Below are 18,206 nucleotides of genomic sequence, written 5' to 3' on the forward strand. Positions count from 1 at the left end.
CGCAGCTGTCGGCAACGATCTACTGGCTTCCGATTCTGGAAGCCTTTCCGCCCTGGAGCAAGCCATGCAAGACCTCGATCCCGTCGAAACCCAGGAATGGCTGGACGCCCTGGAATCGGTCCTGGACCGTGAAGGTGAAGACCGCGCCCATTACCTGATGACCCGTATGGGCGAGCTGGCCAGCCGGTCCGGCACCCAACTGCCCTACGCGATCACCACGCCGTATCGCAACAGCATTCCGGTCACCCACGAAGCCCGCATGCCCGGCGACCTGTTCATGGAACGCCGCATCCGCTCCCTGGTGCGCTGGAACGCCCTGGCGATGGTGATGAAGGCCAACAAGAACGACCCGGATCTGGGTGGCCACATCTCCTCCTTCGCCTCCTCGGCGACCCTGTATGACGTTGGCTTCAACTACTTCTTCCAGGCCCCGACCGACGAGCACGGCGGCGACCTGGTGTTCTTCCAGGGCCACGCCTCCCCCGGCGTCTACGCCCGCGCCTTCCTCGAAGGCCGCATCAGCGAAGACCAGCTGAACAACTTCCGCCAGGAAGTGGACGGCAACGGCCTGTCTTCCTACCCGCACCCCTGGCTGATGCCGGACTTCTGGCAGTTTCCGACCGTCTCCATGGGTCTGGGCCCGATCCAGGCGATCTACCAGGCCCGCTTCATGAAGTACCTGGAAAGCCGCGGCTTCATTCCCGCCGGCAAGCAGAAGGTCTGGTGCTTCATGGGCGACGGCGAGTGCGACGAGCCCGAATCCCTGGGCGCGATCTCCCTGGCCGGCCGCGAGAAGCTGGACAACCTGATCTTCGTCATCAACTGCAACCTGCAGCGCCTCGATGGCCCGGTTCGCGGCAACGGCAAGATCATCCAGGAACTCGAAGGCGTGTTCCGTGGCGCCGAGTGGAACGTCAACAAGGTGGTCTGGGGTCGCTTCTGGGACCCGCTGTTCGCCAAGGACACCGCCGGCCTGCTGCAGCAGCGCATGGACGAGGTCATCGACGGCGAGTACCAGAACTACAAGGCCAAGGACGGCGCCTACGTGCGTGAGCACTTCTTCGGTGCGCGTCCGGAGCTGCTGGAGATGGTCAAGGACCTCTCCGACGAAGAAATCTGGAAGCTCAACCGTGGCGGCCACGACCCCTACAAGGTCTATGCGGCCTACCACCAGGCGGTCAACCACAAGGGCCAGCCGACCGTCATCCTGGCCAAGACCATCAAGGGCTACGGCACCGGTTCCGGCGAAGCGAAGAACATCGCGCACAACGTCAAGAAGGTCGACGTCGAGTCCCTGAAGTCGTTCCGCGACAAGTTCGACATCCCGATCAAGGATGCCGACCTGGAAAACCTGCCGTTCTACCGCCCCGAGGAAGGCAGCGCCGAAGCCAAGTACCTGGCTTCCCGCCGTGCCGCACTGGGCGGCGTGATGCCGGTTCGCCGCGAGAAGAGCTTCCAGGTCCCGGTTCCCCCGCTGGAAACCCTCAAGGCCATGCTCGACGGCTCGGGCGACCGCGAAATCTCCACCACCATGGCCTTCGTGCGGATCATCTCGCAGCTGGTCAAGGACAAGGAACTCGGCCCGCGCATCGTCCCGATCGTGCCGGACGAAGCCCGTACCTTCGGTATGGAAGGCATGTTCCGCCAGCTGGGCATCTACTCCTCCGTCGGCCAGCTGTACGAGCCGGTCGATAAAGACCAGGTGATGTTCTACCGCGAGGACAAGAAAGGTCAGATCCTCGAGGAAGGCATCAACGAAGCCGGCGCCATGTCCAGCTGGATCGCCGCGGGTACCTCGTACTCCACGCACAACCAGCCGATGCTGCCGTTCTACATCTTCTATTCGATGTTCGGCTTCCAGCGTATCGGCGACCTGGCCTGGGCCGCTGGCGACAGCCGCGCACACGGTTTCCTGATCGGCGGCACCGCCGGCCGTACCACCCTGAACGGTGAAGGCCTGCAGCACGAGGACGGTCACAGCCACCTGCTGGCGGCGACCATCCCGAACTGCCGCACCTACGATCCGACCTATGCGTACGAGCTGGCGGTGATCATCCGCGAAGGCTCGCGCCAGATGATCGAAGAGCAGCAGGACATCTTCTATTACATCACCGTGATGAACGAGAACTACGTCCAGCCGGCCATGCCCAAGGGCGCCGAGGAAGGCATCATCAAGGGCATGTACCTGCTCGATGAGGACAAGAAGGCCGCCGCGCACCACGTGCAGCTGCTGGGCTCGGGCACCATCCTGCGCGAAGTCGAAGCCGCCGCGAAGATCCTGCGCGAAGACTTCGGCATCGGCGCCGACGTCTGGTCGGTACCGAGCTTCAACGAACTGCGCCGCGACGGCCTCGCCGTTGAGCGCTGGAACCGCCTGCACCCGGGTCAGAAGCCCAAGCAGAGCTACGTCGAAGAGTGCCTGTCCGGCCGCAAGGGCCCGGTCATCGCTTCCACCGACTACATGAAGCTCTACGCCGAGCAGATCCGCCAGTGGGTTCCGAGCAAGGAGTTCAAGGTCCTGGGCACCGACGGCTTCGGCCGCAGCGACAGCCGCCGCAAGCTGCGCGACTTCTTCGAAGTGGACCGTCACTGGGTCGTTCTGGCCGCGCTGGAAGCCCTGGCTGATCGTGGCGATATCGAACCCAAGGTCGTGGCGGAAGCCATCGCCAAGTTCGGCATCAACCCCGAAAAACGTAACCCGCTGGACTGCTGAGGAGAGGCACGATGAGCGAACTGATTCGTGTACCCGACATCGGCAATGGCCAGGGTGAAGTCATCGAACTGCTGGTCAAGGTCGGCGATACCGTCGAGGCCGACCAGAGCCTGCTGACCCTGGAATCCGACAAGGCCAGCATGGAAATCCCCTCGCCGAAAGCTGGCGTGGTGAAGAGCCTGAAGGTCAAGGTGGGCGACACCCTGAAGGAAGGCGACGAGATCCTCGAGCTGGAAGTCGAGGGTGGTTCGGCTGCCGCCGAAGCGCCCAAAGCCGAAGCGCAGGCCCCGGCCGCCGAGGCGCCGAAGGCAGAGGCTCCGGCGCCGGCTGCCGCGCCTGCTGCCGCCAGCGTCCAGGACATCCATGTCCCGGACATCGGCTCGGCCGGCAAGGCCAACGTCATCGAAGTCATGGTGAAAGCCGGCGACACGGTCGAAGCCGACCAGTCGCTGATCACCCTGGAGTCGGACAAGGCCAGCATGGAAATCCCCTCGCCGGCCTCCGGCGTGGTGGAAAGCGTGTCGATCAAGATCGGTGACGAAGTCGGCACCGGCGACCTGATCCTCAAGCTCAAGGTCGCGGGCGCTGCTGCCCCGGCGGCCGCAGAAGCTCCGGCGGCTGCTCCGGCGCCAGCCGCTGCCGCTCCTGCCGCCGCTCCGGCACCGGCTGCCGCGGCTCCGGCCAAGGCTCCGGAAGCGGCCCCGGTGGGCGCACCCAGCCGCGACGGCACCAAGGTCCACGCAGGCCCTGCGGTGCGCATGGTCGCCCGCGAGTTCGGCGTCGAGCTGGCTGAAGTGAAAGGCACCGGTCCCAAGGGCCGTATCCTCAAGGAAGACGTACAGGCGTTCGTCAAGGAACAGCTGCAACGCGCCAAATCCGGCGCGCCGGCTGGCGCCACGGGTGGTGCGGGCATCCCGCCGATCCCGGAAGTCGACTTCAGCAAGTTCGGCGAAGTGGAAGAAGTGGCCATGACCCGCCTGATGCAGGTCGGCGCCGCCAACCTGCACCGCAGCTGGCTGAACGTGCCGCACGTGACCCAGTTCGACTCGGCCGACATCACCGAGATGGAAGCCTTCCGCGTGGCCCAGAAGGCCGTTGCGGAGAAGGCTGGCGTCAAGCTGACCGTGCTACCGATCCTGCTGAAGGCCTGTGCCCACCTGCTCAAGGAAATGCCGGACTTCAACAGCTCCCTGGCCCCCAGCGGCAAGGCACTGATCCGCAAGAAGTACGTGAACATCGGCTTCGCCGTGGACACGCCGGACGGCCTGCTGGTCCCAGTGATCAAGAACGTCGACCAGAAGAGCCTCCTGCAGCTCGCCGCCGAAGCCGCCGAACTGGCCGAGAAAGCGCGCACCAAGAAGCTCTCCGCCGACGCCATGCAGGGCGCCTGCTTCACCATCTCCAGTCTCGGCCACATTGGCGGCACCGGCTTCACGCCGATCGTCAACGCGCCGGAAGTGGCGATCCTGGGTGTCAGCAAGGCGACCATGCAGCCGGTCTGGGACGGCAAGGCCTTCCAGCCGCGCCTGATGCTGCCGCTGTCGCTGTCCTACGATCACCGCGTGATCAACGGGGCGGCCGCCGCACGCTACACCAAGCGTCTGTCCGACCTGCTGGGTGATATCCGCACCCTGCTGCTGTAAGTGTTGCAAAGGGCCGGTCGCATCCGGCCCTTCCTCTCGACGAGCACGCCACGCTCGTACTCTCCAGCCCTGCCGGATGGCGGGGCTTCTTTTTGCCGGACAGGCGGTCACGCCAGGCTCCTGCCCCAGGTTCAACTTCCCAGTGTGACGGCCGATACAGTCTTGGCTTGTCATGGCCCCGTGCCTCATGCAAATCTTGCCAACGCCCATAGAAGTCGGGCGAGGCCATGTACCTCGCCCAGCACCCTGGAAATCCACCGCGCATGAAGAGCCATCCCGATGCCGCCAGCCGTCAGGCGGCCGAGGTTGTCACGCAGCTTCCCGTCCCTTCGAGGCTCGGGATGCTGCGCTTCGAGCGTTTGAATGAACCCAGCTGGACACTTCTGTTCCTGGACCCTGGCTGCGAACGCCAGATCGGCGTACCGGCCCAGGACCTCTGCGGCATACTCGACGCCCCCTACGCCAGCCTGATGGAGCCCGAAGCGCGCCATCGCCTGCATGAGCAAGTACAACAGCAACTGCTCAAGGACGGCCGCTACCGGGTGCGCTACCTGCTCCACTCGCCGCGCGGCACGCTGAACGTGCTGGAGGTCGGCGAAGCCTTCCAGCAGCACGGCCGCCAATTGCTCCACGGCTACCTGCTGCAGGACGAGAGCGACGAGCAGAGCACCGAGCTGGACCCGCGCCTGCTGGACCTGGAAGCCCAGAATATCCGCCTGAAGATGTCGCTGGAGATGTACCAGCGCTCCCAGGACGAACACCTGCAGCATCTGGTACGCTCGCGCACCCAGCAGAACCTGATCGTGCGCCTGGCGCGGCACCGCTACCTGTCCAGCGACCCGCTGCTCGAAGCCGCCCAGTTGATCGCCCAGGCCGCCTGCGAGGCTTACGACGTGGCCCGTGCCGGCATCTGGCGCCTGCACCCGGACCATCGCCTGGAAGCGGTCACCATCTACCGCCGCGACACCGACCAGTACGAGAAGCCGCAGGACATCGACGCCAGCCACTTCCCCAATTACCTCGACGCGGTGCACAGCGGCCGCGCCATCGACGCCCACAACGCCCAGCAGGACCCGCGCACCCAGGAGCTGGCCAAGCGTTACCTGCGACCGCAGGGCATCAGCGCCATGCTCGACGCCACCATCCGCGTCGGCGGCGAAGTAGTCGGCGTGCTCTGCCTGGAACACGTCGGCGAAGTCCGCATGTGGCAGAGCGACGAGATCGCCTTCGCCGGCGAGCTGGCCGACCAGTACGCCCAGGTCCTGATGAACCACGAACGGCGCAACGTCTCCAGCGCGCTGCACCTGTTCCAGCGCGCCGTCGAGCAGAGTGCCAGCGCCTTCCTGCTGATCGACCGCGACGGCCTGGTGGAGTACGTCAACCCGAGCTTCACCGCGATCACCCAATACGGCGCCGACGAAGTGCGTGGCCGCCGCCTGCCGGAACTGCCGGCACTGGCCAACCTCAGCGAGCTGCTGTTCGACGCCCGCTCCACCCTCGTCACGCAGAACAGCTGGCAGGGCGAGTTCCGCAGCCGACGCAAGAACCTCGAGCCTTACTGGGGCCAGCTGTCGCTGTCCAAGGTCTACGACGACAAGGGCGAGCTGACCCACTACATCGGCATCTACGAAGACATCACCCATAGCAAGCTGGCCCAGCAGCACATCGAGAAGCTCGCCTACCGCGACAACCTCACCGGCCTGGCCAACCGGCACTTCTTCATCAATGCCCTGGAGGAACGCCTGCAGGTGGGCAGCGAGCACTCGCTGAGCCTGCTGCTGGTGGACATCGACAACTTCAAGCGGATCAACGACAGCCTCGGGCACCAGACCGGCGACAAGCTGCTGGCCAACCTCGCCCGGCGCCTGCGCAGCAGCCTGAGCGACAGCGCCACCCTGGCGCGCTTCGCCAGCAACGAATTCGCCGTGCTGCTGGAGGAGTCCGTGGCCGGCCGTGGCGAGAAGGTCGCCGCTCAGATCCTCGACGTGCTCGACAAGCCGCTGTTCGTCGACAACCAGTTGATCAGCATCACCGGTTCCGTGGGCATCGCCTACGCGCCGCAGCACGGACAGGACCCGCAGACCTTGATGAAGCACGCGGGTCTCGCGCTGCACAAGGCCAAGGCCAACGGCAAGCACCAGGTGCAGACTTTCACCGAGGCGATGACCGCCGAGGCCAGCTACAAGTTGTTCGTCGAGAGCAACCTGCGCCGCGCCCTGGTACAGGACGAACTCGCCGTGCACTACCAGCCCAAGCTGTGCCTGCGCAGTGGCGCGCTGCTCGGCCTGGAAGCCCTGCTGCGCTGGCAGCACCCGGAAAAGGGCATGATCCGCCCGGACCAGTTCATCAGCGTCGCCGAGGAAACCGGCCTGATCATCCCCATCGGCAAATGGGTGATCCGCCAGGCCTGCCGCCAGGTGCGCGAGCTGGCCGCCAAGGGGCTGGGCGAATTGCACATGGCGATCAACCTGTCGCCCAAGCAGTTCAGCGACCCGGACCTGGTCGGCTCCATCGCCGCGATTCTCCACGAGGAAAGCATCCCGGCCAGCCAACTGGAGCTGGAGCTCACCGAAAGCCTGCTGCTGGACGCTACCGACGACACCCGCCAGCAGTTGGAGCGCCTGAAGAACCTCGGCCTGACCCTGGCCATGGACGACTTCGGTACCGGCTACTCGTCGCTGAGCTACCTGAAGAAATTCCCCATCGACGTGATCAAGATCGACCGCAGCTTCATCAAGGACATCCCGGACAATCAGGACGACATGGAAATCACCTCCGCGGTGATCGCCATGGCCCACAACCTCAAGCTGCAGGTGGTCGCCGAAGGCGTCGAGACCGCCGCCCAACTGGCCTTCCTGCGGCGCAACCGCTGCGACATCGGCCAGGGCTACCTGTTCGACAAGCCCATCCCCAGCCACGACCTCTCCTCCAGCCTGCAGCGCTACCCCTGCCGCCCACACTGAGTCGCTCTGGCACGGCGTGCCCGCAGCCAAACCCGCGAATCCGCTCAAACATCCCGCAAAGTGAATCAAACGCTGTAATCTTCGGCGAGTACCCGAGTCTATTGCCGCCCCTGTTCAGAGGAGACGAATGCCATGACCCTGCGCTCGCAAATACTTGCCCACAAGCTGGAACTGCCCAGCTCCGCCCAGGCCCTGCCGGGGCGCGAAAGCCCGATGCCGGTGCCCGAAGCGCATTACGTCAATGGCCGCCCGCTGACTGCGCCCTTCCCCGCCGGCGTGCAGCAGATCGTTGTCGGCCTGGGCTGTTTCTGGGGCGCGGAGCGGCGTTTCTGGCAACAACCGGGCGTGTGGGTCACCGCGGTGGGCTACGCCGGCGGTTTCACGCCGAACCCGACCTACGACGAGGTCTGCTCCGGCCTGACCGGCCACAGCGAAGTGGTGCTGGTGGCGTACGACCCGCGTGAAACCAGCATCGAGGCACTGCTGAAGGTGTTCTGGGAATCCCACGACCCGACCCAGGGCATGCGCCAGGGCAACGACACCGGCACCCAGTACCGCTCGGCGATCTACTGGTTCGACCAGGCGCAGAAAGCCGCCATCGACGCCAGTCGCGCGGCCTTCCAGAAGGAACTCAGCGCCAAGGGCTACGGCGAGATCACCACGGAAATCCGCGAGGTGCCTCCGTTCTACTACGCCGAGGCCTATCACCAGCAATACCTGGCGAAGAACCCCAACGGCTACTGCGGCCTGGGCGGCACCGGCGTCTGCCTGCCGGCGTGAAGCGGGCGCCGTGCGGGCGCAAATACGGGGATGACCCGCTGTCACAGGGAGCGCTATATCTCCCCACGGCGCAGGAGCGGACTCCGGCCGCGACAGGCCCGCTCCGCACCACCGCTCGGCACCACGAAAAAGCCCCGGCATTGCCGGGGCTTTTTTCATTCAGCGATCAGCCAGTCCACCTGGCTGCTGCCTTCGCTCTGCGCCAGCGTCTCAACCAGCCACGGCAACAGCCCGCGCAGCTCTTCGTCCAGCGGCCACGGCGGATTGGCGATGACCAGTCCGGAACCGTTCAGGCGATCGGCGGAGTCCGCCGGATGCACGCACAGCTCGACGCGGAGCAGCTTCGGCGCCGAGGTCTTCTCCAGACGCTGGTAGAAACGCTTGAGCTGGCGACGGTCCTTGATCGGGTACCAGATGGCGACCACGGTCTGGCGCATGCGGCCGATGGCTTCGTCCAGCGCGGTCACGCAGCGCTCGAGATCGTCCGGCTGCTCGAAGGGCGGGTCGATCAGCAGCACGCCCCGCTTCTCTGCCACCGGCAGCAAGGCCCGCGGCAACAGCCAGCCGTCACCCTGGTGCACCGAGATGCGCCGCTCGCCGGCCATGTTGGCCTTGAGCAGGCGGCCGTCCTCGGGGTGCAGTTCGTTGAGCATCAGCCGATCCTGCGGACGAGTCAGGCGACGCGCCAGCTCCGGCGAGCCGGGATAGAACGCCAGGCCACCATCGGGATTCAGTGCGCCCACGACGCTCAGATAATCCTGCAGCAGCTCGGGCAGGTCATCGCGCTCGAACAGACGACCGATGCCCGCCTCCCACTCACCGGTACGGCTGGCTTCGTCGCCCAGCAGGTCGTACAGGCCGATGCCCGAATGGCTGTCGAGGTAGGCAAAAGGTGTGTCCTTGCGCGCCATGAGCGCGAAGATTCGGGCGAGGACGATGTGTTTCAGCACGTCGGCGTGGTTGCCGGCGTGGTAGGCGTGGCGGTAGTTCATAGGTGGCGGACTCCTCAAGGCGCGCAGTTTAGGTCCTGCGGTGTGTGCGGTGCGAGTCCGCTGTCGCCGGAGCCAGCCGGGAGTCCGGGCGTTTTAGCCCTTTATCACGCTCATGGATGATTCTGTGCTTGCTTCATTCACCAGACTAGACTGCGGCGATTCCCACGGAGGTCGATCCATGTCCGAGACCCTGCTCAGCTCCCGCAACCTCGCTTTCGAACTCTACGAAGTGCTCGACGCCGAGGCCCTGACCCAGCGTGAACGCTTCGCCGACCACAACCGCGAGACCTTCGACGCCGCCCTGGGCACCGCTCGCGGCATCGCCGAGGAGCTGTTCGCCCCGCACAACCGCAAGAACGACGAGAACGAACCGCAGTACGTCGATGGCGGCGCAGTGCTCATCCCGGAAGTGAAACCGGCGGTGGACGCCTTCAACGAAGCCGGCTTCCAGAACGCCTCGCGCAGCTTCGAACAGGGCGGCATGCAGTTGCCGCACCTGCTGTCGCGCGCCTGCTTCGCGCACTTCCAGTCGGCCAACATCGCCACCTCGTCCTACCCGATGCTGAGCATGGGCGCCAGCCACCTGATCGAGACCTTCGGCAGCGACGAGCAGAAACGCCTGTTCCTGCAGCCGATGATCGAAGGCCGCTGGTTCGGCACCATGGCCCTGACCGAACCCCACGCCGGCTCGTCCCTGGCCGACATCCGCACCCGCGCGGAACCGGCCGCCGACGGCAGCTACCGGATCAAGGGCAACAAGATCTTCATCTCCGGCGGCGATCACCCACTGTCGGACAACATCGTGCACATGGTGCTGGCCAAGCTGCCGGACGCACCGGCTGGCGTGAAGGGCATCAGCCTGTTCATCGTGCCGAAGTTCCTGGTCAACGACGACGGTTCCCTCGGCGCGCGCAACGACGTGACGCTGGCGGGCCTGTTCCACAAGATGGGCTGGCGCGGCACCACCTCCACCGCACTGAACTTCGGCGACAAGGGTGAGTGCGTCGGCTACCTGGTCGGCAAACCGCACCACGGCCTGGCCTACATGTTCCAGATGATGAACGAGGCCCGCATTGGCGTGGGCATGGGCGCCATCATGCTCGGCTACGCCGGCTACCTGTATTCCCTGGAGTACGCCCGCGAGCGCCCGCAGGGTCGCCCGGTGGACGCCAAGGACCCGACCTCCGCCCCGGTGTCGATCATCCAGCACACCGACGTGCGTCGCATGCTGCTGACCCAGAAGGCCTACGTCGAAGGCGCCTTCGACCTCGGTCTCTATGCCGCGCGCCTGGTGGATGACTGCGAAACGCTGCCCACCGAGGACGAGCGCAAGCAGGCCCACGAACTGCTCGACCTGCTCACCCCGATCGTCAAATCCTGGCCCTCGGAGTTCTGCCTGAAGGCCAACGAACTGGCAATCCAGATCCTCGGCGGTCATGGCTACACCCGCGAGTATCCGGTGGAGCAGTACTACCGCGACAACCGCCTGAACCCGATCCACGAAGGCACCCACGGCATCCAGTCCCTGGACCTGCTTGGCCGCAAGCTGGCGCAGAACAATGGCGCCGGCCTCAAGCAGCTGACCCGCCTGATCAACCAGTGCTGCGAGCGCGCCAGCGCGCACCCGTCGCTGGACAAGCTGCGCGAACCGCTGGAGCAGCTGATGGCGCGCCTGTCCGCGACCACCCTGAGCCTGCTTGGCGACCTGATGCAGGGCCGCGTGGCCCAGGGCCTGGCCAACTCCGCGCTGTACCTGAAGGTCTTCGGCCACGCCGTGATCGGCTGGCGCTGGCTGGAGCAGGCCATCCGCGCCGAGGAGGGCCTGGCCCGTGGCGAGGCATCCGATGTCGACTTCTACCGCGGCAAGCTGCAGGCAGCGCGCTACTTCCTGACCTGGGAAGTGCCGTCCTGCCACCACGACCTGGCGCTGCTCGAAGGCCGCGACGATACCTGTTCCACCATGCAGGACGCCTGGTTCTAGGCCCCTGCATGCCCCTTGTGCCCCGGTCACGTCCGGGGCTTTTTTATGCCTGCGGAACGACCGCCCAGGCGGCGGAGCCGCTGGCTGGTCGGCGCGCCACCCTGGAGCATGATCCCCAGGCCTGCCCGAAAGCCGCCCAACCCGCAGCAAACGAGACCCGCGGCCGAGGGTCCATCGACCAGAACTCACCGAGCCGGGTTCCCGCCTGGACTGCCGTCGGGTCCCGGCCCGAAAGCGCCGCCGAACGGTCCTCAACAAACCTTTGACAGCCTTGTAAATCCGCAGGTTAGAATCGATTGGCATGCGGCCTGCATCCTGATCCTTGCGTAGCGTCGCCACTCCCCCATTCCCCAGGAGGTCGACACCTTGGATGCCGTGGCCATCAACAGCTATTTCCTGATTGCAGCTGTGCTGATCGGCATGAGCATCCTGGTCAGTTCGCTGTCCTCGCGCCTGGGCATACCGATCCTGGTGATCTTCCTCGCCGTGGGCATGATCGCGGGCACCGACGGCCCCGGCGGCATCGGTTTCTCGAACTACCCCATGGCCTACCTGGTGGGCAACCTGGCGCTGGCGGTGATCCTGCTGGACGGCGGCTTGCGCACACGGGTCTCGAGCTTCCGCGTGGCCCTCTGGCCGGCGCTGTCGCTGGCCACCGCCGGGGTGCTGATCACCGCCGGGCTGACCGGCATCGCCGCCGCCTGGCTGTTCAAGCTGAGCTGGATGGAGGGCCTGCTGATCGGCGCCATCGTCGGCTCTACCGACGCCGCGGCGGTGTTCTCGCTGCTGGGCGGCAAGGGCCTGAACGAGCGGGTCACCGCAACCCTGGAAATCGAATCGGGCAGCAACGACCCCATGGCGGTGTTCCTCACCGTCACCCTGATCGACATGCTCGCCCACGGCGAGAGCGGCCTGTCCTGGAGCTTCCTCTGGCACTTCCTGCGTGAGTTCGGCATCGGCTCCCTACTGGGCCTCGCCGGCGGCTGGCTGCTGCTGCAGGTGATCAACCGCATCCACCTGGCCAACGGTCTCTACCCGCTGCTGGCGATCAGCGGCGGCCTGCTGATCTTCGCCCTGGCCAACGCCGTGCACGGCAGCGGCATCCTCGCCATCTACCTGTGCGGCCTGGTGCTGGGCAACCAACCGATCCGCTCGCGCCACGGCATCATGCACATGCTGGACGGCATGGCCTGGCTGGCGCAGATCGGCATGTTCCTGGTGCTGGGCCTGCTGGTCACGCCCCACGACCTCTGGCCCATCGCCCTGCCCGCCCTTGGCCTTGCGCTGTGGATGATCCTTTTCGCCCGCCCGCTGTCGGTGCTGGTCGGCCTGTTCCCGTTCCGTGCCTTCCATGGCCGCGAGAAGGCCTTCATCGCCTGGGTCGGCCTGCGCGGCGCGGTGCCGATCATTCTTGCGGTGTTCCCGCTGATGGCCGGCCTTCCCAACGCGCAACTGTTCTTCAACGTGGCCTTCTTCATCGTGCTGGTTTCGCTGCTGGTGCAAGGCACCAGCCTGCCCTGGGCCGCCAAGCTGTTGCGCGTGGTGGTGCCGCCGGACCCGGCACCGATCTCCCGCGCCGGCCTGGAAGTCCACCCGACCAGCGAGTGGGAGCTGTTCGTCTACCACCTGAGCAAGGAGAAGTGGTGCATCGGCGCCGCCCTGCGCGAGCTGAAGATGCCCGAGGGCACCCGTATCGCCGCGCTGTTCCGCGGTACCCAGCTGCTCCACCCGTCCGGCAGCACCATCCTCGAGGCCGACGACATCCTCTGCGTGATCGGCCACGAGCATGACCTTTCGCCGCTGGGCAAACTGTTCAGCCAGGCCCCGGACCGCGGCCTGAGCGCGCGCTTCTTCGGCGACTTCGTGCTCGAAGGCGACGCGCAGCTCTCCGCCGTGGCCTCGCTCTACGGCCTGAAGCTCGACGGGGTGGACGGGGAGCAGCACCTGGGCCGCTTTATCGCCCACGAGATCGGCGGCCAGGCGATCATCGGCGACCAGGTGGAATGGAACGGCCTGACCTGGACCGTCGCCGCCCTGGACGGGAACAAGATCCGCAAGGTCGGGGTCAAATTTCCCGAAGGTCGCCCCGGTCCCGGGCTCTTCCTCTGACCGCCCACCGGCGCCCGCTTGCGGGTGCCGGCCTGCCAGAACTACCCTCACTCCACTTTTTTGCACGAGCCGCTGAACGCGACCATGTCATTCCTGCTGCGTACCCTTCTGACCGTCGTCCTCCTGGGCGGCTCGCTCACCGGCCTGCCTGCGCTGGCCGCCGACTCCACCCCGCCCAGCGTCGACCAGGTGCAGCAGAGCCTCGACGGCCTGGCTGACCGCAAGCTGTCGGACGCCGAGGCCAAGCCGATCAAGGCCAGCCTGGAAAACACCCTCAAGCTGCTGGCCGCCAAGGCCGACAGCGAGAAGCAACTGAGCGAGCTCAACGCCCGCCTGGCCGATGCGCCCAAGCTGATCAGCGAGAACCAGAAGGCCCTCACCCGCCTCAAGGGCAGCAGCGACAAGCCGGCCGCCCAGCGCTACGGCGGCTACAACGCCACCCAACTGGAAATGCTCCTCAACGAGCAATCCACCCAGCTGGCCGCCTGGCAGAAAGAGATGATCGACGCCAAGAGCGAGATCCTCACCGCGCAGACTCGCCCCGAGCGCGCCCAGGCCGACCTGAGCAAGAACCAGACCCGCCTGCTGGACATCAACACCGCCCTCAAGGCTGGCAAGGAAGGCGCCAAGCCCCTGCCTGACGAGCGCCGCAACGAGCTGCTGGCGGAGCAGGCCGCGCTGATCGCGCAGAACCTGCTGCTGCGCAAGCAGCTGGCCGGGAACAACCTGCTGCTCGACCTCGCTTCTAGCCAGCGCGATCTGCTGGCCGAGCGTATCGGCCGCGAGGAGCGCGAAACCCTCGAACTGCAGGCGATGATCAGCGACAAGCGCCGCGAGCAGTCGGAGAAGACCGTGGCCGAACTGTCCAAGGACGCCGACCAGGCCGCCGGCACCGACAGCCTGCTGAGCCACGAGAACGCCGCCAACCTCAAGCTCTCCGACTACCTGCTGCGCACCACCGACCGCCTCAACACCCTGACCCGGCGCAACCTCGAAGCCAAGCAGCAGCTGGACAACCTGACCCAGGGCGAACAAGCCCTGGACGAGCAGATCAACGTGCTGCGCGGCAGCCTGCTGTTGTCGAAGATCCTCTACCAGCAGAAGCAGTCGCTGCCGGTGATCAAGACCGACCAGGACCTTGCCGACGAGATCGCCGACCTGCGCCTGTACCAGTTCGAGCTGAACCAGAAGCGCGACGAGATCAACAACACCCAGGTCTACATCGACAACCTGCTCGCCCAGCAATCGCAGGAAAGCGTCACCCCGCAGTTGCGCAAGGACCTCTCCGAGCTGGTGGATACCCGCCTGGAACTGATGGAGCGCCTGAACCACGAACTGAACGCGCTGCTCAACGAAGCCATCACCCTGCAGCTGAACCAGAAGCAGCTCAAGGAAACCAGCAGCAGCCTGCGCGCGACCCTCGACGAGCAGATGTTCTGGATTCCCAGCAACCGCCCGCTGGACCTGTCCTGGTTCAAGATGACCCCGACCCTGCTGCACCACCAGTTGGCCGAAGTGCCCTGGGGCTCGGGCGTAAAGGAGCTGGGCGAAGGCCTGATCGACCGGCCCTTCCTGTTCCTGCCGCTGCTCCTGCTGGTCGCCGCCTTGCTGTGGAAGCGCCGGTTCCTCTACGACAAGCTGGAATCGCTGAACGACGACATCGGCCACTTCAAACGTGACAGCCAGGCCCACACCCCGCTGGCCCTGCTGCTCGCCGTGCTGCTCGCCCTGCCCGGTACCCTCGCCCTGGCCATCGCCGGTCTCGCCCTGCTGCTCGACGCCCGTGGCCAGAACGCCACCCTGGGCAGCGCGCTGCTGGAGATGGCGCAGGTCTGGCTGGTGTTCTACACCGCGCACCGTATCCTGCGGCCGGGCGGCATCGCCGAGCGGCATTTCCACTGGAGCCAGCCGCAGGTGCAGTTCCTCGGCAAACTGATGCGCCGACTGGGCCTGGTGGTGATGTCGCTGGTGGCCGTCGTGACCGTCGCCGAGCACTCCCCGGCCTCGCTGGCCGACGACGTGATCGGTATCGCCGTGGTGCTGTTCGGCTATGGCGCGATGACCTGGCTGCTCGCCCAACTGCTGTTCAACAGCCCGTCCAGCGAGCGCCCGTCGATGATCAAGATGATCGTCGGCCTGCTGTTCACCGCCCTGCCCGTGGCACTGTTCCTGGCGGTCGGCTTCGGCTACTACTACACCGCACTCAAGCTCACCGACCGGCTGATCGACACCCTGTTCCTGCTGATGTTCTGGATGGTGGTGGAAGCCACCTTCGTCCGCGGCATGGGCGTCGCTGCCCGCCGCCTGGCCTACCAGCGTGCGCTGTCGAAGCGGCAGAACGCGCCCAAGGAAGGCATCGAAGGCACCGAGGTAGTCGAAGAGCCGACCCTGGGCATCGAGCAGATCAACGACCAGTCGATGCGACTGATCCGCCTGGGCCTGCTGATCGGCTTCGTGGTCACCCTGTACTGGGTCTGGGCCGACCTGATCAGCGTCGTCTCCTACCTCGACAACGTGACCCTCTACCAGTACACCAGCGGCACCGGCGACGCGGCGTCGACCACGCCGATCAGCCTGAGCGACTTCCTCATGGCCCTGGTGATCGCCGCCGTGACCGTGGCCCTGGCGCGCAACTTGCCCGGCCTGTTGGAAGTGCTGGTGCTGCAGCGCCTGACCCTGGCCCAGGGCAGCGCCTACGCCATCACCACCCTGCTCTCCTACGCGATCAGCGGCATCGGCATCGTCAGCGCCCTGTCCACCCTCGGGGTGAGCTGGGACAAGCTGCAATGGCTGGTGGCCGCGCTGTCGGTCGGCCTGGGTTTCGGCCTGCAGGCGATCTTCTCCAACTTCGTCTCCGGCCTGATCATCCTCTTCGAACGCCCGGTGCGGATCGGCGACGTGGTGACCATCGGCACGCTGTCCGGCACCGTCAGCCGGATTCGCATCCGTGCCACCACCATCACCGACTTCGACCGCAAGGAAATCATCGTTCCGAACCAGACCTTCATCACCGGTCAGCTGGTGAACTGGTCGCTGAGCGATACCGTGACGCGGGTGACCATCAAGATCGGCCTGGCCTACGAGAGCGACCTGCCACTTGCGCGCAAGATCATGCTCGACGCTGCCCACGCCAACACCCGCATCCTGCGCGACCCGGACCCGGTGGTGTACTTCACCACGATCAGCGCCAGCACCTTCGACTACGAACTGCGCTTCCACGTGCGCGAGCTGGGCGACCGCAACCCGGCGGTGGACGAGACCCTCACGCGCATCGCCCTGGCCTTCCGCGAGGCCGGCATCGACATGGCGTTCAACCAGGTCGACGTGTTCCTGAAGAACTTCCAGGGCCAGGAAGCCCAGGTCATCGTCGGCCAGCAACAACCCGCCGCCACGCCGGTGAAGATCAGCGGCCCCCAGGCAACCGACAAGCCCAACGGCGACAAGGCCTGAGGGTGGACGCCTTCGGACAAGTCCGAGCACAATGCTCGGACTTGTCCGGAGTTAGATTGTGAAAAAGCTCGACGAACTGACCTTCGATAATCGCTTCGCCCGCCTGGGCGACGCGTTTTCCACCCAGGTCCTGCCCGATCCCATCGCCGACCCGCGCCTGGTCGTCGTCAGCCCCGCCGCCATGGCCCTGCTCGATCTCGACCCGAGCGAGGCGGATAACCCGCTGTTCGCGGAAATCTTCGCCGGCCACAAGCTCTGGGAAGAGGCGGACCCGCGCGCCATGGTCTATTCCGGGCACCAGTTCGGCGCCTACAACCCACGCCTGGGCGATGGCCGCGGCCTGCTGCTGGGCGAAGTGGTGAACGAGGCCGGCGAGCACTGGGACCTGCACCTCAAGGGCGCCGGGCAGACGCCCTACTCGCGCATGGGCGACGGTCGCGCGGTGCTGCGCTCGTCGATCCGCGAATTCCTCGCCAGCGAATACCTCGCCGCCCTGGGCATCCCCAGCAGCCGCGCGCTGTGCGTCACCGGCTCCAGCACCACGGTATGGCGCGAGTCGAAGGAGACCGGCGCCATGCTGCTGCGCCTGGCGCCCAGCCACGTGCGCTTCGGCCACTTCGAGTACTTCTACTACACCAAGCAGGAAGAACAGCTGCGCACCCTCGCCGAATTTGTCCTGCAGTCCTATTACCCGCACTGCCTGGCCGACGAGAAGCCCTACCTGGCGTTCTTCCGCGAAGTCGTCGAGCGCAACGCCGAGATGATCGCCTACTGGCAGGCCTACGGCTTCTGCCACGGCGTGATGAACACCGACAACATGTCGATCCTCGGCATCACCTTCGACTACGGCCCCTACGCCTTCCTCGACGACTTCGACGCCAACCACATCTGCAATCACTCCGACGACACCGGCCGCTACTCCTTCAGCAACCAGGTACCCATCGCCCACTGGAACCTCGCCGCGCTCGGCCAGGCGCTGACGCCCTTCGTCGAGGTGGACGACCTGCGCGCCACGCTGGATCTGTTCCTGCCGCTCTACCAGGCCAGCTACCTGGACCTGATGCGTCGCCGCCTCGGCCTCACCACCGCCGACGACGGCGACCTGGAACTCGTCCAGCGCCTGTTGCAGACCATGCAGAAGGGCGCGGTGGACTATTCACTGTTTTTCCGCCGCCTCGGCGACCAGGCACCCGAGCAGGCACTGGCCCTGGTGCGCGAAGACTTCGTCGACCTCACCGGCTTCGACGCCTGGGCCACCGACTACCAGGCCCGCGTAGCGCGGGAAAGCGGCAGCCAGGACGAGCGCCGCATGCGCATGCACGCGGTCAACCCGCTCTACGTGCTGCGCAACTACCTCGCCCAGGAAGCCATCAGCGCTGCCGAACAGGGCGATTTCAGCGTGGTGCGCCGCCTGCATAAGGTACTCAGCCGGCCCTTCGACGAGCAGCCGGATGCCGAAGCCTTCACCCGCCGACCGCCGGACTGGGGCAAGCACCTGGAGATCAGTTGCTCGTCCTGAGCCGGTTATAAGCTCAGCGAAAAGCGATCTAGCGAGGCCCAGGGCACATTGCTCCC

9 protein-coding genes are annotated in these 18,206 nt (G+C 65.9%); 8 read left to right on the forward strand and 1 reads right to left on the reverse strand.

Translation table 11 applies throughout. The annotated features are described in order from the left end of the window. Positions 1-64: 64 nt before the first annotated feature. The 4 genes from aceE (at position 65) to msrA (ending at position 8,099) form a co-directional block, all read left to right on the forward strand. Positions 65-2,713, forward strand: a complete 2,649-nt coding sequence (gene aceE, locus AC1ZV1_RS27355; protein WP_484294493.1) for a pyruvate dehydrogenase (acetyl-transferring), homodimeric type — start codon at positions 65-67, stop codon at positions 2,711-2,713. 11 nt (positions 2,714-2,724) lie between these two features. Further along, the gene (gene aceF, locus AC1ZV1_RS27360; protein ID WP_484294494.1) at positions 2,725-4,356 is read left to right on the forward strand and encodes a dihydrolipoyllysine-residue acetyltransferase; all 1,632 of its coding nucleotides are present in this window, start codon (positions 2,725-2,727) and stop codon (positions 4,354-4,356) included. A gap of 263 nt (positions 4,357-4,619) precedes the next feature. After that, a complete protein-coding gene (locus AC1ZV1_RS27365) occupies positions 4,620-7,319 on the forward strand; it encodes a putative bifunctional diguanylate cyclase/phosphodiesterase (RefSeq protein WP_484294495.1) in 2,700 nt (899 codons plus the stop codon). A 132-nt stretch (positions 7,320-7,451) separates the two neighbouring features. Further along, positions 7,452-8,099 carry a peptide-methionine (S)-S-oxide reductase MsrA gene (msrA, locus tag AC1ZV1_RS27370; RefSeq protein WP_484294496.1) on the forward strand — a complete coding sequence of 216 codons (648 nt, stop codon included), beginning with the start codon at positions 7,452-7,454 and terminating at the stop codon, positions 8,097-8,099. A gap of 155 nt (positions 8,100-8,254) precedes the next feature. On the opposite strand, the gene AC1ZV1_RS27375 is transcribed toward msrA, so the two are convergent. Continuing rightward, positions 8,255-9,091: a 23S rRNA (adenine(2030)-N(6))-methyltransferase RlmJ gene (locus AC1ZV1_RS27375; protein WP_484294497.1), complete on the reverse strand. Its 837-nt coding sequence runs from the start codon at positions 9,089-9,091 to the stop codon at positions 8,255-8,257. A gap of 178 nt (positions 9,092-9,269) precedes the next feature. On the opposite strand from AC1ZV1_RS27375, the gene AC1ZV1_RS27380 reads away from it, so the two are divergent. The 4 genes from AC1ZV1_RS27380 (at position 9,270) to selO (ending at position 18,150) form a co-directional block, all read left to right on the forward strand. After that, a complete protein-coding gene (locus tag AC1ZV1_RS27380) occupies positions 9,270-11,072 on the forward strand; it encodes an acyl-CoA dehydrogenase (protein WP_484294498.1) in 1,803 nt (600 codons plus the stop codon). Between the two features lie 366 nt (positions 11,073-11,438). Beyond that, positions 11,439-13,181 (forward strand): potassium/proton antiporter, encoded by a 1,743-nt coding sequence (locus AC1ZV1_RS27385; RefSeq protein ID WP_484294499.1) that lies wholly within the window; start codon positions 11,439-11,441, stop codon positions 13,179-13,181. Positions 13,182-13,265: 84 nt separating this feature from the next. Then, positions 13,266-16,631, forward strand: a complete 3,366-nt coding sequence (mscK, locus tag AC1ZV1_RS27390; protein WP_484294500.1) for a mechanosensitive channel MscK — start codon at positions 13,266-13,268, stop codon at positions 16,629-16,631. A 58-nt stretch (positions 16,632-16,689) separates the two neighbouring features. Further along, complete coding sequence (gene selO / locus AC1ZV1_RS27395) at positions 16,690-18,150, forward strand: protein adenylyltransferase SelO (protein ID WP_484294501.1); 1,461 nt, start codon at positions 16,690-16,692, stop codon at positions 18,148-18,150. Positions 18,151-18,206 lie beyond the last annotated feature (56 nt).

Source organism: Pseudomonas sp. BB438, assembly GCF_057180225.1.